This window comes from Nocardia sp. NPDC050412 (assembly GCF_044458825.1).
In the GTDB taxonomy this organism is placed as follows: Bacteria; Actinomycetota; Actinomycetes; order Mycobacteriales; family Mycobacteriaceae; genus Nocardia.
This window is the reverse complement of the sequence record NZ_JBITIJ010000022.1, coordinates 1-24,006: the sequence shown is the minus strand read 5'-3', so window position 1 is coordinate 24,006 and position 24,006 is coordinate 1. Positions and strand designations below refer to the sequence as shown.

The window sequence follows — 24,006 nt, the reverse complement described above, 5'->3', positions numbered from 1 at the left end:
CCGCTCGACGCGGTCGAGTCGACCTGCACCATGCCTGTGTTGAACATCATGCAGTTGTTCACCCGGCGGTGTTGCAACCTGGGCACCATCGGTCGCGCTTCGAGAGCAGTTCGCGCGCGTGGCCCTGGCTGTATGTTCCGTAAATTGCTCTGTGAGTGGTGCACACCGCGAAGACGTCCGGGTCGGTGCGGTCAGCGGCGATGACGGTGAATGCGGCGAGGTCTGCCGCAGACACCGGCTTTCCGACGCCGGGGCGGAACGGGGCGGTTTCGATGACGTCGCCAGGCCGCCACTCTCCAGCTTTGCGTAGTGGATCCCCGAAGTGGAGCAGTTGCTGCAGCGTCGCGGCTACTGCCGAGGCATTGTGCTGGTCTCGCTCGATCTGCTCGTTGTCCCGGCGACGCCATTCTGCATGCCGTTCGTTGCGCTCGGCCGAGACCATCGCGCGTGCCTGCTGTTCGGCTTCTTTCGCGAGCTCCAAAGCCAACGATTCGGCTCGCCGAGTCGTCGATCGCTCTCCCTCGGAGACGGTTTCGCCGATTCGTACGCCGCCGTGCTGCTCGAACTCCGCGAGCCGCACCACGAAACGCCACTGTCGCGACGCCAGCTTTCGAAGCGAGACGGTGACACCGCGGTCGTGGTCGGTGATCGTTCGGTCTGGTGCCCCACCGAGGGCCGGATCGTGGCGACGGTACATCGAATCTCGGTCACTGCTCATCGGTGGTTGCTTTTCTCCTGGGGGACTGGACTGGTGGTTGGCTCGCCTGCAGACTGCGCACGATTTCGAGCAAGTGCCGCACTTCCTGGTATGTGGGGGACAGTTGGTACGCGTGCTGGTGGCACGCTTCGGACAACCGCGTCCACGCGTACTGAGATCGGGCCGGCACGTCACGCTCATCGCGGTAGGCGACCTCGAGACAGGCCAGGCGGGCCCGGCTGCTGGCACCGCCTGCTTCGATTCCTTTTGCGCGCAGGAGTTCATCGACGATTTGCTCCAGCGCGGTCCGGGTGAGCCAGGCCGCGATTCTGTTGCTGTGCGGGGATTGCCGGGCGACCTGCGCCGCGGCCATAGTCAGTAGGCTGCTCACTTTCCCGCCTTCTCGATGTCGTCGACCAGGCGCTCGACATCTCTTGCCGCCTGGTTTGGATCGGAGGTCGGGGCGAGCCCGTGGTGCATCTTGGGTCCCGTGGTATTTAGCGCGGACTTCTGATACTGCGCACGTGCCCATTGGTCGAGTACGTGGTTTTCCTGTGGTTCTCCGAACACTCCGAGGATCACCTTGTGCCGGGTAGTGGCGGCTGCTCCCCACTCGCTCTCGAGTGTTTCCAGCGATCGTCCGGCCCTGATGTTGCGGGTGAAGTAGGTGTGCCGAGCGGCTGTTTCCACGGCGAACCGCAGCATGCCGGGCAGCGTCCGGCGCATCGCCGCATCGGGGAGTCTGCCGCCCTCGGACTCGCGCACCAGTGCGAACGCGTCTGCGATGTAGCGTCGAGCGGGATCCGTGAGCGTGGTGATCGACACCTGAGAGTCCTTGCCGCGGTTGACCTCCACGATCGTGGTCGCGAAGTTTCCCCGCCGCACCGCGGCGGGCAGGCGGTCATCGTGGGAGAGGACCACGACTTGCCGGGTCTGGGCGAGTTCGCTGAGCAACGTCACGAGTCCGTCCACCTTGGCCGGATCCATGGCTTGCACGGGGTCGTCGAGAATCAGGAATCGGAACGGTGATTCGGCCATAGTGGCGCGAGGCAGGAACAGGGCGAGTGCCAATGCGTGGAGCTCCCCCTGGCTCAGCACGGTGAGTCCATCAGCGGCCACACCATCGACCCGTGAGTCGATGCGCAGCTTGCGCCGGGTCGCGGACCCTTCCAGACAGAGGTCCCCGATCTCGACGTTGCTTTCCTGCCGCAGCATCGCCCACGCCTGCTGGACGCCGACACGTATCGGCGCGAGGCGTTCGTTGCGCAGTCGGCGATCGTTGTCCTGAAGCCACTTCTTGGCCTCGTTGAGTTGATCGACCACGGGTTTGTCCGCGAGCCATGCCTGCCAAGCCGCGCACCAGGCATGGAGTTCGGCGTTCACCGGTTGCCATCGGTCCTCGCGCTCCGCGAGACATGCCGCCGCGTCCTCGGTAACCGCGTCGACCGCGTCGCTGAGTGCAGCGACGTTCGCCTCCAGATGGTCGGCGAGCTGTGTCATCGTCGGTGCGACAGGGCCGCGTGTGATCGCGGCCCACTGTTGCCACGCGCTGCGGGCGGCAGTCACTGTCTCCTCGAGATCCTGAACAGGGGAGCGGTCGAGGTTGGCGGGCGCCGACTGCAGCGCATGAACAGCCTCGGCGTGTGCCAATTCCATCAGTTTCCGGGCATCGTTCAGCGCAGCCAGGTGTTGACGGTCCGCGCTCACCGCTGCGCGGCTTTCACGAGACCAAGCCGCGTCGAGTGTGCCGCCGTGACACACAGGGCACGCCATGTCGCCGTGCTCTTCGTGTACCTGTAGAGCCTGTTCGAGCAACCGCAGTGTGGACAGCTTGCGGTCACTGGCCAGGTCATTTATCTCGGCCAACTCGGCATCGCTGTCGCGCAATCGCTTCGCGATAGCAATGGCGCTGTCTGGCGTGACCGGGGCCGTCAGGTTTGCGAGCGCGCGCAGTTCCGGAACCGGTCCGCTCGCACCGGCTTCGGTCTCGTGCAGTGATGTTCGCAGCTGGAGCAGGTCGGGCACCGTTCTTCTCAGCAGCGGCGCCACTGCGGCGGCCCGCTCGTCGTCAAGCTCCGCGACCGCCTCAGCAAGAGCTTTACGTCGTTTCGTGAGGTCGTCGCCGGGTGCCTTGCGGTCCTTGTGCCGCAACGAGATTCGATTGATCGCGTCTGTCAGCTGTTCGACTCCCAGGACTCGCGAGATCGCGTCGTGCAGATCGCTGGGGGTGCCGTTGAGCATCGCGCCGAGCTCGTCATAGGACAGGATCGGCCGGAATCGCTGCAGCGGTCCGTCCCATCCAAGGTCGCCGCGACCGATCTGCTGCTTGCCACCGCGTCGTTGGGTGCGGGTGGTGTGCCGGTTCACGTCGGTCTCGTCGGCGGGCCAGTCGAGGGTCACCATGACCGGCTCGTTGTCCTCCTCTACCAAGCTCACCGCAATGCGCGCGGTGGGGTGGTGCAGATTGCGCCACTGGTCACGCCACTGTGTCGATTTCTTGCCGGCCCAGCGAAAAGCGCTGTCGGTGAGCGTGAGCTCCAGCGCCTCGGAGATGCTGGACTTTCCAGATCCGTTGCGTCCCACCACAATCGTCAGCCCCGGTTCAGGCCGCAGATTCAACGTCGTGGCAGGTCCAATCCCCCGAAAACCCTCAACCTGCACCGAAGTGAGGAATGTGCCGCGAGCATCTGATGGTGTTTTAGCGGCAGATGGCTTCTCGGCGTGCTGAGCCGGCGTACCCCCTCCGAGGTAGTCGTCGAGCGCTTGATCGCCTTCGAAGGCGGCCAGTATCAGTAGTCCCACCTCATCGGGGAGGTCCGATCCGTCGATTTGTTCGGCAATCCATGGTGCGAGGCGTGTGCTGTCCGGAAGCGGATCGGTCATGGCGGTGAACCCTTTTCGTGATTCGGGTGGAGCCAGATGGAGTCAGCGCGACTAGCGCCATTCCTGATGTACACATCATCTTACCGAGTGTGAATGTTGTCAATGGATTCAAATGGCCTTGATTTTCACACAAGCATGCGCCAGGATCGTGATGTACACGAGAGAGGTGACATGTCGAACCTGGTTCCACCCGTGACCGCCACGGAAATCTCCAAGCTGGTCGGCGTGACCCGCGCGACTGTGAGTAACTGGCGTAAGCGTCACGAGGACTTCCCGAAGCCGGTGGGCGGCACCGAGTTTCGGCCCGTATTCGACTGGAACGCGGTGCAAGCATGGTTGGCCGACCGTGGCCAAGATGCCACCGATGCGCCGATCCTGTCGTTGCAGACGCTGTTGCGTTCGTCGTTATCCAGTGACGACGCGCAGGTTCTGCTTGCCGGGCTGAAGCAGTCCGAATCTGGTTGGGTGTCGTCGGACTCCGCGACAACCGATGCCATGTCCGGCGTCCTGAAAACATTGGCGCATGCTGCCGAAGTCGAGGGACCGCGGGCGGCCCTTCAGGCGCTCGCGGACCACGCGCACGGTGGTGAACAGAACGTCGGTCTCTACCGGACTCCCGAGCCGGTTGCCACACTCATGGCTGATCTTCTACAGCCGCTCGGGGCCGGGCTGGCGCGAGTGCTCGACCCCGCTTGTGGGGGCGGTTCGCTGCTCGCCGCCGCCGCGGCGCATGGTGCCACAGAGCTCTACGGTCAGGATATTTCGGAAACCCAAGCAGCCCTGGCTCATCTGGTGGTGCAGGCCGAAACCGAGGTCGACGCAACTATCGCCATCGGCGACAGTCTGCACGACGATGCTTTCCCAGGCTTAGCGGCGGATGCGGTGCTGTGCAGTCCGCTCAGTGGACGGGACTGGGGCTCGGATCGGGCGCATATCGACGACCCGCGGTGGGCGTATGGCACGCCGGGGCGAATGGATTCCGAACTTGCTTGGGTACAGCACGCTCTCGCGCACCTTCGTCCTGGCGGACTTGCCGTTCTGCTTCTTCCCACGTTTGCCGCGTCGAAGACGTCGGGCAGGCGAATCCGTAGTTCGCTGCTGCGGGCGGGAGCGCTTCGCGCTGTCATCAACCTGCCGCCGCGACTCCCTCAGCTCCTTTGGACTCGACTGAATCTGCAGATCTGGATCATGGAGAAAGCGGACCCCGACGGAGCGGTGCTCGACAGTGTGCTTCTCGTCGATACGGCTGCGGGCGAGGCCGCGCAGAGTGGTGCCGGCGACGCTGTCGATTGGCCGCCGGTCGCCGAAACGGTGCGGCGAGTGTGGTCCGCCTTCGTCGAGGGTCGATCAGCGGAGGCCGAAGAGCCCAACGTGTCGACCGTTGTCAGGGTTGTCGACCTGCTCGACGAGGAAGTCGACCTCACGCCCGGACCGCGGGTGAAGTTGGCGATCGACCCCGGAATCGTTGCTGGCGAGGCTGATACGGCGCTCTCACGACTCCGCGCTTCGGTCGCGGAGCTGGCTCACGCGTCCGAAGCTGTCGGTCAGGTCGCGCAGATCTCGGGTGCCACATGGCGGACTGCGACCATTTCCGATCTGGCTGCGGGAGGAGCCGTACGTATCTTGCGTGCTCAACCACCGAGGTCGACCGCGTCCAACGACGAAGATCTCCGGTTGGCCATCACCGGTCGCGACATCGCCATCGGTAGTCCAGCGTCCGGCAAGGTGAAGGTGGAACCCGACAGCCCGACGGTTGAAGTCGAGATCGGTGACGTTCTCGTGCCGACCGTGCGCGCACCCCGCGGCCAAGCCTTCCGGATCGCGGGTCCCGAAGAGGCGGGGATCGCACTCGGCCCGAACGTCCAACTCGTGCGCACGGACCCACAACGCCTGGACCCGTGGTTCGTCGCCGGATTCATCGGCGGCATCGACGACGTTGCCTCCGGTGGCACGACCGCGATTCACTCCGCCCTGCACCGAACGCGAATACCCTTGCTGCCGTTGGCTCAGCAACACCGCTACGGCGAAGCGTTTCGCGGCGTGCACCAGCTGCGGGCGGCATTGACTCAGGCCGGCGAAGCAGTAGATCAGGTCGCCGAGGTGCTGACCACCGGTCTCATAGCCGGTGCGCTCGAACCGACCACGCGCAGCGCGATAAACGAAGACGTCAGTAATCCTCGAGGAGGCAGTGAGTGAACACCGGCAAGCACAGCGAGTTGGCCAACCACGCGTGGTCGGTCGCGGACCTGTTGCGCGGCGACTACAAGCAGTCCGACTACGGCAAGGTGATCCTGCCGTTCACGGTGCTGCGACGCCTGGAGTGCGTGCTGGCGCCCACCCGGGACACGGTCATCGCCAAGGCCGAGTCGCTGGCGGGGAAAGACCTCGACGTGCACAAGTTCTTGACCATGGCGGCCGGCGCGGTGTTCTACAACACCAGCGATCTCACCTTGAAGAAGATCGCCGCCGATCCGACCTACGCCTCGAAGAACCTGATCACCTACATCGGCGCCTTCTCCGAGAACGCGCGTGAGGTTCTGGAGAAGTACGAATTCGCCCAGCAGATCCGCAAACTCGACGCGGCAGGTCTGCTGTACCAGGTGGTCGGCAAGTTCGCGGACCTGGACCTGCACCCGGAGGTGGTGTCCAACCATCAGATGGGTTACGTGTTCGAGGAACTGATTCGGCGCTTCGCCGAACAGTCCAACGAGACCGCCGGTGAACACTTCACCCCGCGCGAAGTCATCGAACTGATGGTGAACCTGCTGATCGCGCCGGACGCCGACCTGCTCGGGGTGCCCGGCGTCGTCCGCCGCGTACTCGACCCGGCCTGCGGCACCGGCGGCATGCTCAGCTCCGCGGAAGCCCACATCACCGCCTTGAACCCGCAGGCGACAGTGGACCTGTACGGGCAGGAACTGAACCCGGAGTCGTGGGCGATCTGCCGTTCCGACCTCATGATCAAGGGTGAGGACTCCGAGAACATCGTCCTCGGTAACTCCCTCGACGACAACGACGGTCACTCGAAGACCAAGTTCGACTACATGCTCGCCAACCCGCCGTTCGGCGTGGAGTGGAAGAAGATCAAGGACGATGTCGAATGGGAGGCGGCCAACCTCGGTGAAGCGGGTCGCTACGGTGCCGGGCTGCCGCGCATCAACGATGGCTCGCTGCTGTTCCTGCAACACATGATCTCGAAGATGAAGCCAGTGAACGCCTCCGGCGAGGGCGGCAGCCGGATCGCCATCGTCTTCAATGGTTCCCCGCTGTTCACCGGCGCTGCTGGATCCGGCGAGTCCGAGATTCGCCGGTGGATCATCGAGAACGACTGGCTGGAAGCTGTTGTCGCACTGCCGGACCAGCTGTTCTACAACACCGGCATCTCCACATACTTTTGGATTCTCACCAACCGTAAGAAGCCTGATCACCAGGGCAAGGTGGTGCTGTTGGACGCACGGGATTACTGGGTGAAGATGCGGAAGTCGCTGGGTGACAAGCGTAAGCAGCTCAGCGATGAACAGATTCGGGAAATCACCCGGCTGTACGGCGAGGCGCTGACGGTCGCCAAGGACCCGACCCACCCGCTGCACGGCAAGGTGAAGGTGTTCAACAACGAGGACTTCGGGTACCGCCGCATCACCGTGGAGCGACCGCTGAAGCTGCGGTTCGAGCTCACCAGCGAAGGTTTGGATAAGCTGGGCTCCTCGGCGCCGGTCCGGAAGCAGTACGGCGACTCCGACGCGTTCCGAGCGCTTCTCACCCCGTTGGTCGGTGCTGCCTGGAAGACGAAGGCTAATGCTGTGTCCGCCATGCGCGACGCCATTGTCGGTGCTGGTGAAACGTGGCCCAGCGGTGCATCTTTCGTCAAAGTCTTCCGAGAGGCTGTCGGCACACGTGATCCCGAGGGTGAGGTCCAGATGGTGAAGGGCGCCCCCGAGCCGGACCCCGACCTGCGCGACTTCGAGAATGTCCCGTTGACCGAGGACGTCAATGAATACCTGATCCGCCAGGTCCTGCCTCACGTTCCCGATGCATGGATCGACCACGCGAAAACCAAAGTGGGATACGAGGTTCCCTTCACGCGGCACTTCTACGTGTACACGCCGCCGCGGCCGTTGGCGGAGATCGACGCGGAGTTGAAGGCGCTGGAGGCGGAGATCCAGGAGTTGTTGGGGGAGGTGACGCGGTGAGTGACGCCTCGGCGACTCCGACACTCCGGGTCAAACAGATGGCCACGAAGATCGGGAGCGGCAAGACGCCATCAGGCGGCTCCGAGACCTACCGAGATTCGGGAGTGATGTTTCTCCGTAGCCAGAACATCCACTTCGGAGGCCTGAACCTGACCGACGTCGCCTACATCGACGACCTTACGCACCGTGAGATGCACGGCACGAGAGTCCGCGAGAGAGATGTCCTGTTGAACATCACGGGCGCGTCCCTCGGGCGTGTAACGTACTTTCGAGCAGGACTGGGTGAAGCAAATGTAAATCAGCACGTTTGTATCATTCGGCCTCGGAGCAGTACGGATCCACGCTACCTCGCGTACGCGCTGTCATCGAACGTCTGTCAGGATCAGATCTTCGGGATGCAGGTCGGAGGAAATCGGGACGGGCTCAACTTCGAACAAGTCGGCGGATTGGAAATTCCGGCGCCACTGCTGGAAGAACAGCGCCGCATCGCCGACTTCCTCGACGCCGAAACCTCTCGTATGGACCGGCTCTGTGAATTACGTAGTGCGCAACGCTCGCTCGCAGATGCGCGTCTGAACGCGATATGGTCAACGGCGATCGTTGCCGATGGTGATGATTTCTCTTGGGTGCCGATTCGTCGGTTCGTAATTGCGATAACTGATGGTCCGTTCGGAAGTGCTTTGACAAGCTCGCACTACTCGGATTCGGGTGCGAGAGTCATTCGACTCGGCAATATTGGTCGGGCGGATTTTCGTGAGCGCGATGCGGCCTACATTCCGATGGAGTATTTTCGAACATTAGGACGTCATCATGCCAGGCCTGGAGACCTCGTCGTCGCGGGGCTTGGCGACCAGGGCAACCCGCTTGGTCGCGCTTGTGTTGTACCGGATGGTATCGGACCAGCGATGGTAAAAGCGGATTGTTTTAGGCTCCGGCTTGATCAAGCTCGAGTCATGCATGACTATGCTGCCTGGGCGATGAGTTCGCCCCCCGTTTCGGAGCAGGCTGTTCTGTTGTCGAGAGGGTCTACTCGGTCTCGGATAAATTTGGAAGTGGTACGTGATGTGCGGATTCCTGTGCCGCCGTTGAGTCGCCAACTTGAAACCGTCGACCTCCTTGCGAAAGCTCGGCAGGGAGTTAATCAGTTCACTAGCAAATGCGATAAGCAGCTCACTCTGCTTGCTGAGCGCCGCCAATCTCTGATCACCGCCGCCGTGACCGGCGAATTCGATGTCACCACCGCCTCCGGGCGGAATCTCACCCAGGGGGTATAGCGAACAATGTCTGTGCACAGTGAGCAGGTGTTCGGGGAGGCCATTGTCACGGCGATGGTGGAGAACGGCTGGCGGGAGGGGAATCCGCACGAATACAACGCGGAGCTCGGGCTGGATATGGGGGAGTTGCTGACCTTCATCTCGCAGACTCAGCAGACGGAGTGGTACGAGCTGGTCGCTACCTATGGGGAGGATCAGGATGAGACGCAGCGGGGGTTCGCGAAGCGGCTGGGGCAGGAGCTGGCTGCCAAGGGGCTGATGAGGGTTCTTCGGGAAGGGGTGAAGGATCGGGGGGTTTTGATCCGGGTTGCCTACTTCAAGCCGAACCTCGTCGGCTCCGAGGACGTGCTAAACGCTTATAAAGCCAATCGGCTCACGGTAGTTCGCGAGCTGCCATACGCCACGAAGCCCGGTGCTTCGCGGCCGCGTCTGGATCTCGCGTTGCTGCTCAACGGGATTCCGGTGGCGACGGCGGAGTTGAAGAATCCGCTGACCGGGCAGGGGGTCGAGGAAGCGAAGAGGCAGTATCGCGAGGACCGGGATCCCACTGAGCTGATCTTCAAGCATCGGGTGATCGCCAACTTCGCTGTCGACCCGGATCTGGTGTTCGTCACCACCCAGCTGAGGGCGGCGAAGACGGTGTTCCTGCCGTTCAACACCGGTTCGGAGGGGCCGGGAAATGCTGGTGGCAAGGGAAATCCGTCGGCCACCCTGGAAGGCAAGTACGCGACCTCATACCTGTGGGAGCAGGTGTGGCAGCGGGACAACTGGCTGGACCTGCTGGAACGGTTCGTGCACACCACCGATAAGAAGGGGCCGGGGGGTAAGGCGACTCGCTCGACGATCTTCCCGCGGTTCCACCAGTGGGATGTGGTCAAGAAGCTCACCGCGCACGCCGCGACGCACGGTTCGGGGCATGACTACCTCGTCATGGCCTCGGCAGGCTCCGGCAAGTCCAACACCATCGGCTGGCTCGCGCACCGGCTCAGCGATCTGCACACCGAGCGACTGGAGAACCTCGACTCGGAGGCGCGGGCGGCCGGATTGCAGCCGGGTGTACCGGTATTCGAAAAGATCATCATCATCACCGACCGGCGAAACCTGGACTCTCAGCTTCGCGACACCGTCGGCGGTTTCGAGCAGGTGTCCGGCCTGGTGGTGAAGATCGACGACAAGGTGGGCGCGAAGTCCGAGCAGCTGGCGCGGGCGTTGAGCTCGCAGAGCGGCAAGATCATCACCGTCACGCTGCACACCTTCCCGGCGCTGTTGGACTATCTGCGGCGCGAGCAGACCAAGCTGGCTGGTGGCCGCTACGGCGTCATCATCGATGAGGCGCACTCTTCGCAGTCCGGTGATGCTGCGGCGGCTGTTCGGACCGCGCTGCGCGATATGGGGCTCGATGCGGACGACGAGGACCAAGGCGCGGTCGAGGTGAACATCGACGAACGCCTGCGGCGTAAAGCCGAGGCGCGGGCGAAAGCTTCCAACATCTCCTACTTCGCATTCACCGCGACGCCGAAGGCGAAGACCCTGGAGAACTTCGGTACCGCCGACGGCGCCGAATACAGGCCGTTCCACACCTATTCGATGCGGCAGGCGATCGAGGAAGGGTTCATCCTCGACCCGCTGCGCAACTACGTCACCTACAAGGCCTACTACCGGCTGGTGAACCAGAATCCCGACGATGTCGAAGTGCCCGAGGCCAAGGCATCGAGCTTGCTCGCACGGTTCGCGTTCATGCATCCGTACGCGGTGGAGCAGCACGCGCAGGTGATCGTCGAACACTTCATCGCGCACACCCGTGGGCGGCTGGGTGGCCGGGCGAAGTCGATGGTGGTGACCGCGTCCCGGCAGAGCGCGGTCGCGATGGCGCGGGCGATCAAGGAGTACCTGAAGGATCGGGAGTACGACATCAAGTACCCGGATGTCGGTGTGCTGGTGGCCTTCTCCGGCAGCCTGGAGGTCGATGGCGAGGAAGTCACCGAGCCGTCGGAGAACGGTGGGCTCGCTGAATCTGCACTGCCCAAGGCGTTCCGGTACACGCGGGCCGACGACCGCGCGACCCAGGCCGGTGGCAAGGGGCAGAAGGAATTTCGGATCCTGGTGGTCGCCGAGAAGTATCAGACCGGGTTCGACGAGCCGCTGCTCACCACCATGTACGTGAACAAGACGCTTACGGGAATCGCTGCGGTGCAGACGTTGTCGCGACTCAACCGCACCCGCGAAGGCAAATCGCAGCAGGATCTGGTGGTGCTCGACTTCGTCAACGAAGCCGAGAAGATCCAGGAATCGTTCGCGCCCTATTACGAGGACGCGTTCACCCTGCCGACCGACCCGAACCTGCTGTACGTCGCACGCGACCGGGCGCTGGCTGCGCCGATCCTGATCACGCAGGAGATGAAGGCTTTCGCCGCGGCTTATCTCGTCGCCGAGCAGAAGGCGGCCGGATCGGCCGCGAAGTGGGCCAAGTTGCATGCCGAGCTGTATCGGCACCTGGCGCCGGCTGTCGACCGGTTCACTGTGTTTCTCAACAGCGAAGAGGAAGACGATATCGCGCTCGCCGAGTCGTTCCGTGCTGACCTCAACGACTACGTCCGTAAGTACGGGTTCCTCGCGCAGATCGTGCCCTATCAGGACCCTGATCTCGAGCTGCTGCACTTGTACGGGCGTCACTTGCTGAATCGGTTGCCGCGACGTGCTGATGGCGGCATCGACATCGGCGAAGTCGACTTGAGTCACCTCCGGCTCGAGCAGACCGGGGAACACGACCTCGGACTCGCTCCAGAAGGTTCACAGGAATTGCGTGGGTTCGGTGACGGCACCGGGTCGGCCAAGGAGCCCGAGAAGTCGCTGTTGTCCGCGCTGGTCGAGCGATTCAACGAACGGTTCGGTACGGAGTTCTCCGAGGAACACCTCGCTGTGCCGTTCAACGCCGCCATGGATGAACCGCAGGTGGAGCAGGCGCGCCTGGCGAACAAGAATGTCGACGATTTCGGCGTCGTCTTCGACAAGGTGTTTGCCGAGAAGATGGTCGAACACTTCGATACCCTCAATGATCTCGGGGAGCGATACTTCGCCCGGGACAACGAGTTCAAGAAGGACCTGGATCGGCAGGCGCGCACGGCGGCGTTCCGGCTGCTCGGGCGGCGGCATGGACTGCCCGAGATGTAGCGCGACGGTGGTGAGGCTGTCGCGGGATGGCAGGGGGTAGACAGTGCCGGCTCGGCGCATCGGTATGCGGTACGACCTGATCGAAGAAATCGGTTTCGGTGGGATGGGATCGGTCTGGCGCGGGTACGACACCGTGCTCGACCGTGAGATCGCGGTGAAGATGATCCGGTTCACCCAGATCCACTCGCAGACCGATGCCGTCGAGTTCGCCGAGCGGTTTCGTCGTGAAGCCCGGATCACCGCGCAGATCCACCACCATGGCGTGCCACAGGTCTACGACGCGGTCCTGCACGCGGACCTGAGCGAGGTGTACCTCGTGATGGAACTCGTCGAGGGCGCAAACACGTTGCGGCACTATCTGGACCCCGACAGCCCGTTGCCGGTCGAATGGGCAGTCGCGGTGACCGCGCAGATCGCCACCGCGCTCTCGTACGCGCACGCGCTGCCCGTTGTCCACCGCGATCTCAAGCCTGACAACATCCTTGTCACGCCCAGCGGCACCGTGAAGATCATCGACTTCGGCATAGCTGCGTTGCTCACGGCTGGCGCCCCGAAACTGACCATGACGGGTGCGGTTCTCGGTTCGGTGGCATATATGTCGCCGGAGCAGGCCATCGGCGCCAAGGCGACACCACGCACCGACCTGTATGCGCTCGGCTGCATCCTCTACGAAATGTTATGCGGCTACCCGGTGTTCGACGGCGCGGCGCCGATCGTGCTGCACCACCACGCCGCCACCGCGCCCGTTTCGCCCCGCGAACTGCGTGCCGAGGTACCTGCCGAATTGGACCGGCTAGTCTTGGACCTGCTCGCCAAGGAGCCCGAACAGCGACCAGGTCACGCCGCGGACGTGTACGAGCGACTACTTCCGTTACTGCCACGACCAGGGTCGACTGTCGGACCGAGCGATGGGCATTGGTCGGGCGCGCCTGATCCGACCACGATTTTTCGACGCCCCAACGGACCGCTGCGTCCGGAGCAGGTAGCGCCCACGACCCGGTTCCAGGGCACGCTGCCCGCCACCGCACCGATCAGCGATGAGGTGCTCGAGCAACGGCTGCAACATCAGCTGGACGAGTACCGCGACTTGGTCGCTGCCGACCGCCCACTGCAGGCAGCTGATGTCCTCAGCAGCATCCTCGAGCCGGCGGGGCGCGCCTTCGGCACCGATAGCCCGCGGGTACTGGATCTACGGTTCGATATCGCGCTCGCTCGCTTCCTTGGTGGCGAATTCCGAAAAGCGAGAACGGAATTCGACGCTCTTGCCGCGGCCTCCGCCCGAGTGAAGGGTTTCGCCGACGAGCTGACGATTCAATGTCGCAAGTTCGCCGCGGACTGCCGAATCGAGCTCGGCGAACTCACTGAAGCCCTGTCCGGAATACGCGCGGTGCTGGACGATGTGCGCGCTACACAGAGCGACGGCAGCGAAATGGCGCTCGAGTTGAGGCTGGCTCTCGGGCGGTTGCTCGCGCTCATCGGTCATCGCGCGGAGGCGCGCACCACGTTGAGCGAGCTTTACGAGGATCTACTGCTCGTGCGCGGGATCGAAGACCCGCTGACTCGAGAAGCGGCGGAAGCGTTGGAGCGGTTCATCGACGACAGACCCTCAGGGGAGTAGTCCGGTACTTAGGTTCGCCAACTCCGCAGGGGTCAACCTTTGGCCCGAGGCGGCTCGACCTGACGCGGAGAAGCGGACACCCTCGCTTTCGAGCATCTGGCGAGGGTCGTCGATGCACGCGGGATCAATCCACCGGAAGCCCTCGGCGAAGGAACCCTGCGCGCTGAGCACTCGGTGTGCGTTCGGTGCGGGGTGCGACCGCATCCAGTTGCCGAGCGGTTGGGCGGCGGTGCCGAGCAAATTGGCGAGGTCGCCGTAGGTAGTCCAGCGGCCTGCGGGCAGGGCCGCCAACACGTTGAGCAACTCAGCCCACAAGGGTTTTTCGGGTAGGGCTGACGCATCTGTCGGCCCCGGCCAGAAGTCGATGATTCGCTCGGCCAAGGCCAGGCCACGCTTCTCGATTTGGCTCGGGCCCCACGATTCGTGCGCGGCGATGTCCTGATTCATCCGAACGCTGCTTGCGCGCAAGGTTTCACACTTGCGCGCGAAATCGTTGTTGCTCAGGGATTCGTTGTAGCCGGTGAGGGTGAGATTGCCCAGCGTGTGAAGGTATCGGTCGTGCAGGACTTCAACCTCGTCTGCGCCGTACTCGGCGGCCAACTGGGCGCGCCACTGAACCGAAAGAGTTTGCGGCATCACGTGTTCGATCGTCAGCGATTCTGGTGCGACTGTTTCCTTCGAGCCGAACAGGTCTTCGATCCAGATCATGAGGATCTTGCGGTGCGCGGCGCGGCCATTCAGGTAGAGCGGCGCGGTCACGATCGCTTCGGTCAGCTGCGCGTCGGTCGCGTAATGTTTGCGCCCGGTGGAGAAGTACACGTGCAGCGCAACGTCCACGGGCAAGGTGGTGTCGAGTTGGACCACAGTGTCGGCGAACAGTCGACTCAGATTCTGAGTTGTGCGACCGATCAGGAACCGTCGCACCAACAAGGATTCGATGTACAGCAGGGACCGCGCGACCTGCTCGGATGATGCTTCGCCGCGGTCGCGGAGCAGCAGCAGGTGCAGAATCAAGGGTGCCGGCGATGTCGAGTCCCACTCGGCGAGGCGGGAAAGACGCAACCGCACCTGTGGATCCGACTCCGTTTCTGGTTCGAGCAGCAGCCGATACAGTTGGCCGAGACGGGCAATGCGTTCGATCTCGGCGACGATCTCGCTCTCGGTAGTCAGCCGTTCCAGTCGCGCTTGCTGGGCGGCGAAGGTCTGTCCCTGCTTAACTTTCGGGCGTTTGTGCACCATGTCGAGCCAGAACAGGGTCTCGATGCGCTCGTTGTCCAATGACGCTTGTAACGGCAACCAGTAGGTGCGGTACACCTCGTCGCTGCGGTTGGGTAGGCGCATGAACAGGTAGTTGCGGAGCAGATCGCCCTGGGTGAGCTTGAGGCCGGTGTTGTTCAGCGACTGGAAGATTCGATGGACATTGTCGTTGGGGTGGGCGCTGATGGACACGACCGACAGGCCCGAGACCACCGCGTCGACGACTTGGGAAAGCCCGTAGGTCGTGTCCTCGGCGGTCGTGAGGGCGGTGAGGCGAGCGCGAAAGAAGTCGTACGCATAGCCGACTCGACCGCCGTCATCAACGCGAGTCGTGCCATCGATGACCGCGGCGTAGGAGGGTCGATCAACTTGGGTCGGCAGGAGCTTCAACCGATCTGGGTCGTCGTTGTATTGGTTGGTCAGCAGTTGATTGTGGATACGGTCGCTGTCGCGGCTCGTCGACCCGTCCACCTCGCGGAGAAAGTCACGGATCGCGGCGAGAAGCAGAGTCAAAGTGGTCAGGCGTTGCTGGCCGTCGACGACGAGGAAGCGCGTCACCGTGCCCGCAACCCCGGCGGGTGCGGGGGCCAACACCACCGACCCGATGAAGTGGGTCGTCTGCGGCTCATCGATCCGGTCGTCGGCGAGTTGAGTGACGTCGTTCCAGAGCTCCTGCAACTGCTCGTCGCCCCAGCCGTACGGCCGCTGATACAGCGGGACAAGGTACTGCGAGCTCCCCTCGAGGATCCGCTGCAGACTGGTTTCCTGCGCCGCGACCACTTACTTCTCCCTTTGTTGTAAAGGCACCGACTGCTCGGTTACTCGAAGACGACGCCTTGCTCGGCTGCCGCCGTATCGATCAGGCGTGCCACGCTCGTCAGTAGCGCATTCGATTCCAGTGCTCGTCCTGTTACCGGCATAGTCGCCCCTCCTTCCAGTATCCGAACGGCGAGGGCCTGGGCCCGGCGGGCGACAGATCCGTTGCCGGACAACGCGTAAGCCTCGACCCATTCCGTGCGGTTCCTCGACGATGCGGCTCTCCACGAGATCGGTGAGGCGGCTGGTGACGGCGACCATGAAGTTGTCGATCAGAATCCGACGTTCCTCAGCGGTGGGCCTGGCACCCAGCCATCGCTGCGGGTTCTGGACGACATTCCACACCTGTTCGTCAGGGATTCGCGGAGTTCGGCGACCGGTTCGAGGTTGTCGTATTCGCGTCCGCTACGCGAAATGGCCGAAGCGGCGGTCAGCCCGCGATAGTGGCCTCGCGCTTATCGAAGCCGCGCACCAGGGCCTTCAACCACAGCCGGATGACCAGCCCGGCCTCCTGCTTCAAGCGCACCAGTTCCGGTTCGGTCGCGCGCTGGAGCACGCGTGGCACCTCGAATTTCAGGTTTCCGCCGTGCTTCGCGGGCTTTTCGACGCGCTTCCAGTCTTCGAGGCTGACGTACTCGTCGATGATCGGGAACACCCACCCTTTCCTCATCGGCGATGTGCTCGCTGAGCAATGCGTGTGCGGTTTCCAGCGTCTCGGCAAGTTCGGCTGCGGCTGCTCTTTATCGCTGGCCACATCAAACGCGGCCGCGTGTGTGTGCAGCGTCGAACGACGGTAGGTGGACGTGCATCGGTTCGGCTGCCGCTGGCGACATCCGACGCAATCTCGGCGTCGCATCCTGCGTCATCGTGCTCTGCGTGCGCGGCCCTGTAGACCCCAGTCTGCAGGATTACCAATGGCTTTGCGTGCTGGCGACCTGGCCAGTACGGTCTAGACGAGGTTATCGGGGGGCGGAGAAGCCGGTCCGGCCCCAGGTCTGGGATGGCACCGGTGTGAGAGGACGAGATGGCCAGCTGGAGTGGTTTGGTCCGAGGTGTGGTTCTCGCTGCCGGGCTGATCATGCTGATTTCGGCGTGCAATTCCGGTGGGGAGTCGAATGGCGATACGAACATTGCGTCGGCGACACCGACCATCGCGGCGGATGTGCCAGCGGGTTTCGATGCATGTAAAGACCTCCCGCAGGCTCTCATTCAGTCGGAGAAGCTGAAGAACAAGGGGGCTGACACCACTGATAGGCCCGCCGGCTTCAAGTGGCGCGGCTGCATCTGGGTTCAATCCGGTGGCGACGGATACGCCGCCACGATAGACACCACCAACATCACCTTGGCGATGGTGCGAGCCAACAAAGACTTCGCGGTCGATGAGGAGGTCACTGTGGCCGGGCGGGCGGCACTGACGTCCCACGTCACCGGCCAGGATTCGAAGGCGGACTGCGCAATCAACGTCGAACTGAAAGGCGGCAGCCTCGAGATCAGCGTCGGCAATCCGCCTTCGGCCAAACTGACTGCCTCTCAACACTCTTGTGACATCGCTAAGCATCTCGCGGAGGGGATCGTTTCAGCGATACCGGCTACGCTCTAGGCTTGCATCGACCTCCGGTCGATCCAGGCCGGATGCTCTTGGGGAGGACACGAACTGTGAGCGCCGAATCCACGACACCGTCATCTGCGGGCCCACTGGCCAGCGCGATCAAGGACGCTCAGGACGGCAAGCTGACCGTCAGTTTCAGCAACGAAGTGCGCGTCAACGCCGACGAGTTCGTCTACATCGAACGCGACTGCGAAGCCTTCAAAGAAGAGATCCGGTACCTCCAACGAATCGCGGAAAACATCTCGCGCCGTGAGCACTGGGGTCTCGGCGAGACGACGGATGGTATGACCTCGGCCAGCACGCTGGTGGCTCGCTTTCGCGGTAAGGCCAAGATTGTCAATCCAGCCACGGACTCCAGCAACAATGTCCACGACATTCTGGAACAGCACTACCAGATCGTCGACGACATCCAAAACCTTCACCGCACAATCGCTCAGAAATACGTCGAGCAGGATCAAGAATTCGCCGCTCGCTACAACGAGTTGAAGGCGAATGTAGAACCCAGCCAGATCGGTACCCCGAACCAACTGGGCGTGATTTCGCCCCCCGCCGTCGGTGCCTCGAAATGAGTGATTCGAGTATCCAGGGGCGCGCCGACCAGCGCGAACAATGACGCCTGAACTACCCCGCAGCGGCGGACATGTACGCGCGGCACAGGATTTCGCAACCCACATGGGGGGAGACAGACCTGTCCATGACGGCATTCGCCCCACTCAATGTCGAGTTCCACAGCCACGCTATGGAACTCGAAGCGGGCGGCCCCCAACAAGGCAGCTGCCGAAGGCGACACGCTAACCTACGCACCCGGCGCCCCAAGCTCGCCCACCTCGCTCTATCGCTACCCCAACAGGCATCGGTTACGATTCGCGTCATGAGTGATGGGGGGACATCAACCTCTGGCCAGAACCTTTCGGTGGTGCCCGAGAAGGTGCGGGAGGTCGGCAAGTACGTCTACGAGTTGGCCGAGGCGCTGCGCGCGGCGTTGGATTCCGCTGCGAAGGACGTGGCTTCGCTGACCGATGGCAGCTGGACCGGGGATGCGGCCAACGAGTTCTCCGAGGGCTGGACTGACGTTCGCGATGGCGGCACCAAGATCATGACCGCTCTGACCGGGATGGCGGAAAAGCTCGGCGTCACTGCCGACACCTATCAGGCGCGTGATGAGAGCAACGCCGCCACCGTGAGCACTTCGAGTTTGGATTTGCCATGAGCTCACAGTTTTCGGTCGATCTCGACCATCTCGATGAGGTCGTGACCCGCCTGTCGGGTCTGGCCGGGTTCATCGGCGAGCATCTCGACGAGATCGATGACCGAGTTGCCACCCTGGTCGGCAGCGGGTGGGAAGGCGTTGCCGCCCAGGCATATGCCGATGCCCACGCTCAATGGGTCATTGGGGCAAGGGAATTCGTCGAGGGTGTGAAGGATGTGAGCGACGCGGCCAAGGTGGCCCACGCGCGCTACACCACCGCCCACGACACGAATTACAAAATGTTCTCCCAGGGATAAGACACATGGGTGTACTCGTTATCGACTGGCAGACCTACTACGACGCTGGCAAGAAATGCCACGCCCTGGCCACTGATCTCCGTGCCGCCGACAAACCGGTCCACGATGCGGTCAAAGGTGAATGTGCGGGCATGGCCGGTGACACCGTGGGCTGCGAAGCATGGGGCAAGACCTACGATCGCGTCGCCCAGGAAACCATGCAGACCTGCACGAACCTGGCCGATGCCCTCACCAACTTCGGCAACATGCTCTACGCAGCCGGATACAACTGGGCACTCGGCAATAACTCCAACCCGATGCCCGACCGGCCAACCGTGACTGCGATGTCGGAGTACAAGGTCACCATCCCGACTTCGGTCGGCAACAACGGCGACGGTGTCACCGAGGGAAAGGGCAGTATCCCCGGCTTCTACGACGCCCTGGTCGGGAAGATCCAGGAAGAGTTCGGCAGCAAGCTGCCCAACGGCAACAAAGACAAGCTCGCCAAGGCCGCATCGACCTGGAAAACGTTCGCCGAACACAAAACCATCACCGATGCCGCATCCCGGATCACCGAGATCACCAACCTTTTCTGCGACATCCAGGACAAGAAAGGCCTCGAACCCCTCCTCGGCCACCTCACCACCCTCAACGGCGGCGCCACCCAACTGGCCTCCGCATCCCTCAACCTCGCCACACCCGTCGCCGAATACAGCACCGCGACCTCCGAAACCCGCGACAAATTCCGGGACGCGGTCACCAACGCCTTGATAGCGGCCGGAACCACTGTCGTCATCGGTGTCGCCGCCTCCTGGATCACCGCCGCCCTCAGCGACGTCGCCGCCGGTGTCGGCGTCGTAGCGATCGCCGGCAACACCGCCAGAGTGCTCAAAAGCACCTACGACACCAGCAAACTCATCAAAATAATCGGCACCGCGGCGGCAGTCGCGGGAACCGCGGCCTTAACGGTCACCGCGTTCGACAAAGTCCCCAGCCTCACCGATATCGCCATCAAACTCGGTGCCATCATCGCCATGAAGGTACTCATCGATGATGCCGATTCGGATGACATCAATCCAAACAGCCCTAGCGGTGCGTTTACCACGGCCTCACAGACAACGAAGATCAACAAGATCGCCAGTTACTACGGTGTGCCAGCGAAAGATGTCAGAGAAGCCATCCACAGAATCAAGTCTTACGGGGCATGGCGCGGGGATGGTGCGAATAAGAATCCAGATGTTGTGGTCGATCTGGAATCCGGTGAGGTATACGTGAAGAAGCCGGACGGCACTGCGTCGGACGATAGTATTGGAAATATCCGCGATGAGCTGGACAGATGACGAAGGGGAGATGTGAACTCGGAGATTAAAGAGTACGACGACAGGTGGATAATACAACCTTTACGTGGAAGCCGCATTGCCAATATAGAATGGCGACCCGATGGATTCGAATTCCACCTGGATTCCGGATTCGGGATAGCTGCCGGATACGGTGCCGAACTGTCGCCACGATCTCTTGCCGAAGACGATCCCGACCGTCATGCGATCACCTACTGGCCGAAATCCGAAATCGAACGGACGCTTACAGAGCCAATCGTATCGCCAGTATTCTTCAAGTCCGGCAGCTTGCGAATCGGCTTCCGAAATGGGTGGAACATGTTTGTGTCCGATCGGCGTCCCGAGATACCAGCTGAGGTTTTCTGGGGTGATATTCTCATTTGGAATCGATCAGGTATCGCAAATCAGTCAGATTATCCGGTTGTGACCGTAGACAAATGGTCAGGAGCCAGAATTCAGGCACCTCCGTGGCCGTCTCGGCCAGCTGACCTCGAAATAAACTACGACTCAGATGATATCAACGATTGAGCTGGTCTCAGTCACCGACCGATAGTTCTCCGGCGCCACTACGGTATATATCGACGACAAATATGTCTACGATCCGAGCATAGTTCGAACCCATTCCTATCGAGCGATGGCGGAAGATTATTATGGGAGATAATGACGGCGCTACGATGAAGGAAGTAGGGTAATGAATTCTGGTGACTTTATTACTCGACTGAAATGGTACGGAGACCTGGAGTGGTATCGCCATGCGGGCGGCATCGGTGATGACGGCACTCCCGCTCCGCCGCTTGTTGTCTGGCGTTTCCCCGAACCTCGGCCAGTTCGTGTTGCTGAACTGTTGCATGAGGCCGCTTTTGCCGACAATCGAGAGATCGACTGGGTGTTCGACACTACCCGACGAAACTGCGTGCTCGTACCTTCACGAGTTATGGCTGAGAAAGAACTTCACGGACTGGCAACCGAAGCGCAAGCTGTAGACCTCTTAGGGAAGACGGATCGAGAGTTCTGCCAGCGTTCGGTACGTGATTTCAAGAGAATCATCGCAGTGTTGGATCAAAATTCTGGCAACTGACTCGATGAGTTCGCGCCGGTACCTCGTTGCCTGACCAAACCTCAACTGCTGGAACCGGACCGCTACTTAGATGATCACAGGATGCACACTCGCGTTGTGGGCCCCAGTCTGCGCGAGGATCTATTCGGGATCTGTTCCATAGATCGAGCGGCACTCCTTGGCGAAGGTGCGGCCGAGCGGGCGCCAGGTGAGTCTGGCGGCGAACGGCATGTCGGCAAAGTACTTTCGGCGTTCGGTACCCCTTGCAGGATGAAGCCGAGGAACCAACTGCCGATCCTTGGGCGCGGCGGCGTGTTCCCGTTCGCCGTGCGCCTCCCGCTTGCGTGCGGTCGTGAAGTAGATGCAGGCGCCAAAATAATCCGCATCCCTCAACCTCGCCACACCCGTCGCCGAATACAGCACCGCGACCTCCGAAACCCGCGACAGATTCCGGGACGCGGTCACCAACGCCTTGATAGCAGCCGGAACCACTGTCGTCATCGGTGTCGCCGCCTCCTGGATCACCGCCGCCCTCAGCGACGTCGCCGCCGGCGTCGTAGCGATCGCCGGCAACACCGCCAGAGTGCTCAAAAGCACCTACGACACCAGCAAACTCATCAAAATAATCGGCACCGCGGCAGGAGCCGCGGGAGCCACAGCCTTCACGGTCACCGCGTTCGACAAAGTCCCCGACCTCACTCAGGAAGCCGCGAAACTGGCGGCCATCATCCTGATGAAAGTGTATATCGACGAAAATGACACAGGTGCTCCGGGGAGTTCAGCTGCGGACGAGAATTTCGAAGGTACGGGGTTTTCTCGCGATGAGATCGCAGAGTTTGCTCGCGGGCATGCGGGCGACGACAACCCCGCGATGGGACGGCCGAGCCTGCCGGAGATCGAGGAGGCTCTGGAAAAGGGAAGGACTTCGCCAGGGAAAGGAAACTCGGTTCGATACGCTTACAATGGTGTCCGGGTAATCGTCAATCGAGACGTGCCTTGGAAAAGCACCACTTAATACCCACAGAGATGAGACATGGGCAATATCGGAGCCGAAGAATACTATGAAGGGTTCTCTGACACGGAACTCGCGGACATCAAGTCGCAGCCCTATCGGGTCGGGCGGCGGTCGTTCACTGTACTGGAGCTGGTCGCGGCCTGGGCTGCACATGTAGAAAAGATCGATAAAGACCGCGCTAAGCCCACGTCAGATCCGAAGGTCTGGGGCGCTTATGATTTGCTGGCAGCAATGTCTATGCGGAGCTCGCTCGAAAAGTCGATGTCGCAGATGCCCGATTCGATTCGGGGCAAAATTTCCTTCCTGACAACAGAAATCGATAAACAATTTGTTTCTATCACCCAGCCGGATGAAAAGAATCTCGTTGCAGAGTTCGAAGAGGCGGACTTATCGAATAGGCCATGGTGGTGGCACCGAATTCCCGACTCCGGGCCGATACTTGACGAGCTGTCGAACCAATGACTGGCGCCGCGGGTCACCTCGTCGCCCGGTATTCCTTCAAGCGCGGTCACCGTATGACAAGAATGCTGCGAGAGGCATTCATCCAGCTGAAGATTGTTCCGAGATTGCGAAACACTTAAAGAAGGTTGCTGCCGGGGTAGTGCGGTTTACGGCTAGAAGTGTCGCATCCCGTTGATCAACAATCGGGGAAACATGCACTACAACGGGCAGAACTGGTCCGCACCGGCACCCCAACATCCCTTACCTCAACTTTCCTGTCAATCAAGGTGGTTGGCCGCCGCCGGCGGGATTTGCGCCGCAGCCAGGTATGCCGCCGTACCCCGGAATGCCCAGGTCGTCGAATCCCACTGGCTGGTTCGTCGTTGGTGTCGTGGCTGCTGTCCTGGCGTTGGTCGTCATCCGCAAGGGCGAGGGTAAGTCGGAGCTCGACAAGATGAAGGATGCGTTTCCTGGTCTGGTGCAGCCGGTCGGATCGGGTGTATCCGGTACCGGCTACGACGGGCACAAGTGCTACCACGAAACCGCGGGCAGCACGTGGGACATTTTTGCGGATATCCGGTGGTGGTCGGCGCAGGTTCTACCTTCTGCGCCCGCGCACCGGATATGCGACAGTTCGGGCTGGAGGGCTTGGCGCCGCAAGCTCGAGGCGGAGGGCTAGGGGACGGATGTTGTGCCGCCGGGGACTACCGGTAGACCAGCCGCTTGCCACGCCCGGAAACCGCCGATGAGGTCGGTGGCTCGGTGCAGGCCGAGTTCGAGGACGTCGGCGGCGGCGAGGCTGGAGGCGTAGCCCTCGTTACAGACCAGCACCACCGGTGTGTGCTCGGTGAGGCCGGGTAGCCGGTGCGCGCCGGTCGGGTCGAGCCGCCATTCCAGCACGATTCGTTCCACCACGACCGAGCCGGGGATTTCGCCCTCGGCGAGCCGGTTGGCGTGTGGGCGGATATCGACGACCAATGCGCCCTCGGCCAGCAGTGCCGCCGTCTGCTGCGGGTCAACGCGATTCAGTTTGGCCCGCGCCTGGTCGAGCCTTTCCTCGGCGCTGATAGCACTACCTTCTTTCATGGCCGGGACCTCCGGGGAACGCTTTCGTCGCTTGTCCTTCGAGGACTGACATGAGACGGCGTCCCCGGGG

The 24,006-nt window shown here is 62.1% G+C and carries 22 protein-coding genes; 15 read left to right on the top strand and 7 right to left on the bottom strand.

The window, feature by feature from the left end; all coding sequences use genetic code 11:
• Nucleotides 1-58 precede the first annotated feature (58 nt).
• Genes ACIBI6_RS37485 through ACIBI6_RS37475 form a run of 3 tightly spaced genes read right to left on the bottom strand, consistent with a single transcriptional unit; the run spans nucleotide 59 to nucleotide 3,580 of the window.
• Entirely contained in the window at nucleotides 59-718 is a 660-nt protein-coding gene (locus ACIBI6_RS37485; protein WP_396959715.1) for a hypothetical protein, read from the bottom strand.
• A complete protein-coding gene (locus ACIBI6_RS37480) occupies nucleotides 708-1,088 on the bottom strand; it encodes a hypothetical protein (protein WP_396959713.1) in 381 nt (126 codons plus the stop codon). The genes ACIBI6_RS37485 and ACIBI6_RS37480 overlap by 11 nt, the downstream gene beginning before the upstream one ends.
• Nucleotides 1,085-3,580, bottom strand: coding sequence for an AAA family ATPase (locus ACIBI6_RS37475; protein WP_396959711.1), 2,496 nt, complete (start codon nucleotides 3,578-3,580; stop codon nucleotides 1,085-1,087). Before ACIBI6_RS37475 ends, ACIBI6_RS37480 begins: the two co-directional genes overlap by 4 nt.
• A 192-nt stretch (nucleotides 3,581-3,772) precedes the next feature.
• Between ACIBI6_RS37475 and ACIBI6_RS37470 the strand changes: the two genes are divergently transcribed.
• The 5 genes from ACIBI6_RS37470 to ACIBI6_RS37450 all read left to right on the top strand — a co-directional run bounded on the left by ACIBI6_RS37470 (nucleotide 3,773) and on the right by ACIBI6_RS37450 (nucleotide 13,833).
• Entirely contained in the window at nucleotides 3,773-5,776 is a 2,004-nt protein-coding gene (locus tag ACIBI6_RS37470) for an N-6 DNA methylase (RefSeq protein ID WP_396959709.1), read from the top strand.
• Nucleotides 5,773-7,770, top strand: coding sequence for an N-6 DNA methylase (locus tag ACIBI6_RS37465; RefSeq protein ID WP_396959707.1), 1,998 nt, complete (start codon nucleotides 5,773-5,775; stop codon nucleotides 7,768-7,770). The genes ACIBI6_RS37470 and ACIBI6_RS37465 overlap by 4 nt, the downstream gene beginning before the upstream one ends.
• Complete coding sequence (locus ACIBI6_RS37460; RefSeq protein WP_396959705.1) at nucleotides 7,767-9,044, top strand: restriction endonuclease subunit S; 1,278 nt, start codon at nucleotides 7,767-7,769, stop codon at nucleotides 9,042-9,044. The genes ACIBI6_RS37465 and ACIBI6_RS37460 overlap by 4 nt, the downstream gene beginning before the upstream one ends.
• Nucleotides 9,045-9,050: 6 nt before the next feature.
• Complete coding sequence (locus ACIBI6_RS37455) at nucleotides 9,051-12,215, top strand: type I restriction endonuclease subunit R (RefSeq protein WP_396959703.1); 3,165 nt, start codon at nucleotides 9,051-9,053, stop codon at nucleotides 12,213-12,215.
• Nucleotides 12,216-12,279: 64 nt separating this feature from the next.
• On the top strand, nucleotides 12,280-13,833 hold the full coding sequence (locus tag ACIBI6_RS37450) for a protein kinase (RefSeq protein WP_396959701.1): 1,554 nt from the start codon (nucleotides 12,280-12,282) through the stop codon (nucleotides 13,831-13,833).
• On the opposite strand, the gene ACIBI6_RS37445 is transcribed toward ACIBI6_RS37450, so the two are convergent.
• Complete coding sequence (locus tag ACIBI6_RS37445) at nucleotides 13,822-15,870, bottom strand: DUF262 domain-containing protein (RefSeq protein WP_396959699.1); 2,049 nt, start codon at nucleotides 15,868-15,870, stop codon at nucleotides 13,822-13,824. The two genes, ACIBI6_RS37450 and ACIBI6_RS37445, sit on opposite strands and share 12 nt — an antisense overlap.
• Before the next feature lie 466 nt (nucleotides 15,871-16,336).
• Nucleotides 16,337-16,561: a hypothetical protein gene (locus tag ACIBI6_RS37440; protein WP_396959697.1), complete on the bottom strand. Its 225-nt coding sequence runs from the start codon at nucleotides 16,559-16,561 to the stop codon at nucleotides 16,337-16,339.
• 399 nt (nucleotides 16,562-16,960) lie between these two features.
• Here ACIBI6_RS37440 and ACIBI6_RS37435 point away from each other — a divergent pair, with 399 nt between their 5' ends.
• From ACIBI6_RS37435 to ACIBI6_RS37405, 7 genes are all read left to right on the top strand, one after another.
• On the top strand, nucleotides 16,961-17,506 hold the full coding sequence (locus ACIBI6_RS37435) for a DUF3558 domain-containing protein (protein WP_396959695.1): 546 nt from the start codon (nucleotides 16,961-16,963) through the stop codon (nucleotides 17,504-17,506).
• A gap of 56 nt (nucleotides 17,507-17,562) precedes the next feature.
• A complete protein-coding gene (locus ACIBI6_RS37430; protein WP_396959693.1) occupies nucleotides 17,563-18,084 on the top strand; it encodes a hypothetical protein in 522 nt (173 codons plus the stop codon).
• Between the two features lie 302 nt (nucleotides 18,085-18,386).
• A complete protein-coding gene (locus tag ACIBI6_RS37425) occupies nucleotides 18,387-18,725 on the top strand; it encodes an ESX-1 secretion-associated protein (RefSeq protein ID WP_364352363.1) in 339 nt (112 codons plus the stop codon).
• Complete coding sequence (locus tag ACIBI6_RS37420; protein WP_364352360.1) at nucleotides 18,722-19,021, top strand: WXG100 family type VII secretion target; 300 nt, start codon at nucleotides 18,722-18,724, stop codon at nucleotides 19,019-19,021. Before ACIBI6_RS37425 ends, ACIBI6_RS37420 begins: the two co-directional genes overlap by 4 nt.
• 5 nt (nucleotides 19,022-19,026) lie before the next feature.
• Nucleotides 19,027-20,340, top strand: coding sequence for a hypothetical protein (locus tag ACIBI6_RS37415; RefSeq protein WP_396959690.1), 1,314 nt, complete (start codon nucleotides 19,027-19,029; stop codon nucleotides 20,338-20,340).
• A 12-nt stretch (nucleotides 20,341-20,352) separates the two neighbouring features.
• Nucleotides 20,353-20,865 carry a hypothetical protein gene (locus ACIBI6_RS37410; protein ID WP_396959688.1) on the top strand — a complete coding sequence of 171 codons (513 nt, stop codon included), beginning with the start codon at nucleotides 20,353-20,355 and terminating at the stop codon, nucleotides 20,863-20,865.
• Nucleotides 20,866-21,028: 163 nt separating this feature from the next.
• Nucleotides 21,029-21,415, top strand: a complete 387-nt coding sequence (locus tag ACIBI6_RS37405; protein ID WP_396959686.1) for a hypothetical protein — start codon at nucleotides 21,029-21,031, stop codon at nucleotides 21,413-21,415.
• 120 nt (nucleotides 21,416-21,535) lie between these two features.
• On the opposite strand, the gene ACIBI6_RS37400 is transcribed toward ACIBI6_RS37405, so the two are convergent.
• Nucleotides 21,536-21,970, bottom strand: a complete 435-nt coding sequence (locus tag ACIBI6_RS37400; protein ID WP_396959684.1) for a hypothetical protein — start codon at nucleotides 21,968-21,970, stop codon at nucleotides 21,536-21,538.
• A 7-nt stretch (nucleotides 21,971-21,977) separates the two neighbouring features.
• Here ACIBI6_RS37400 and ACIBI6_RS37395 point away from each other — a divergent pair, with 7 nt between their 5' ends.
• The 3 genes from ACIBI6_RS37395 (at nucleotide 21,978) to ACIBI6_RS37385 (ending at nucleotide 23,529) form a co-directional block, all read left to right on the top strand.
• A complete protein-coding gene (locus tag ACIBI6_RS37395) occupies nucleotides 21,978-22,409 on the top strand; it encodes a hypothetical protein (RefSeq protein ID WP_396959682.1) in 432 nt (143 codons plus the stop codon).
• 18 nt (nucleotides 22,410-22,427) lie between these two features.
• The gene (locus tag ACIBI6_RS37390; protein ID WP_396959680.1) at nucleotides 22,428-22,871 is read left to right on the top strand and encodes a hypothetical protein; all 444 of its coding nucleotides are present in this window, start codon (nucleotides 22,428-22,430) and stop codon (nucleotides 22,869-22,871) included.
• 370 nt (nucleotides 22,872-23,241) lie between these two features.
• A complete protein-coding gene (locus ACIBI6_RS37385) occupies nucleotides 23,242-23,529 on the top strand; it encodes a hypothetical protein (protein WP_396959678.1) in 288 nt (95 codons plus the stop codon).
• Here ACIBI6_RS37385 and ACIBI6_RS37380 read toward each other — a convergent pair.
• Nucleotides 23,526-23,936 (bottom strand): rhodanese-like domain-containing protein, encoded by a 411-nt coding sequence (locus ACIBI6_RS37380; RefSeq protein WP_396959676.1) that lies wholly within the window; start codon nucleotides 23,934-23,936, stop codon nucleotides 23,526-23,528. The genes ACIBI6_RS37385 and ACIBI6_RS37380 overlap by 4 nt on opposite strands.
• Between the last annotated feature and the right edge of the window lie 70 nt (nucleotides 23,937-24,006).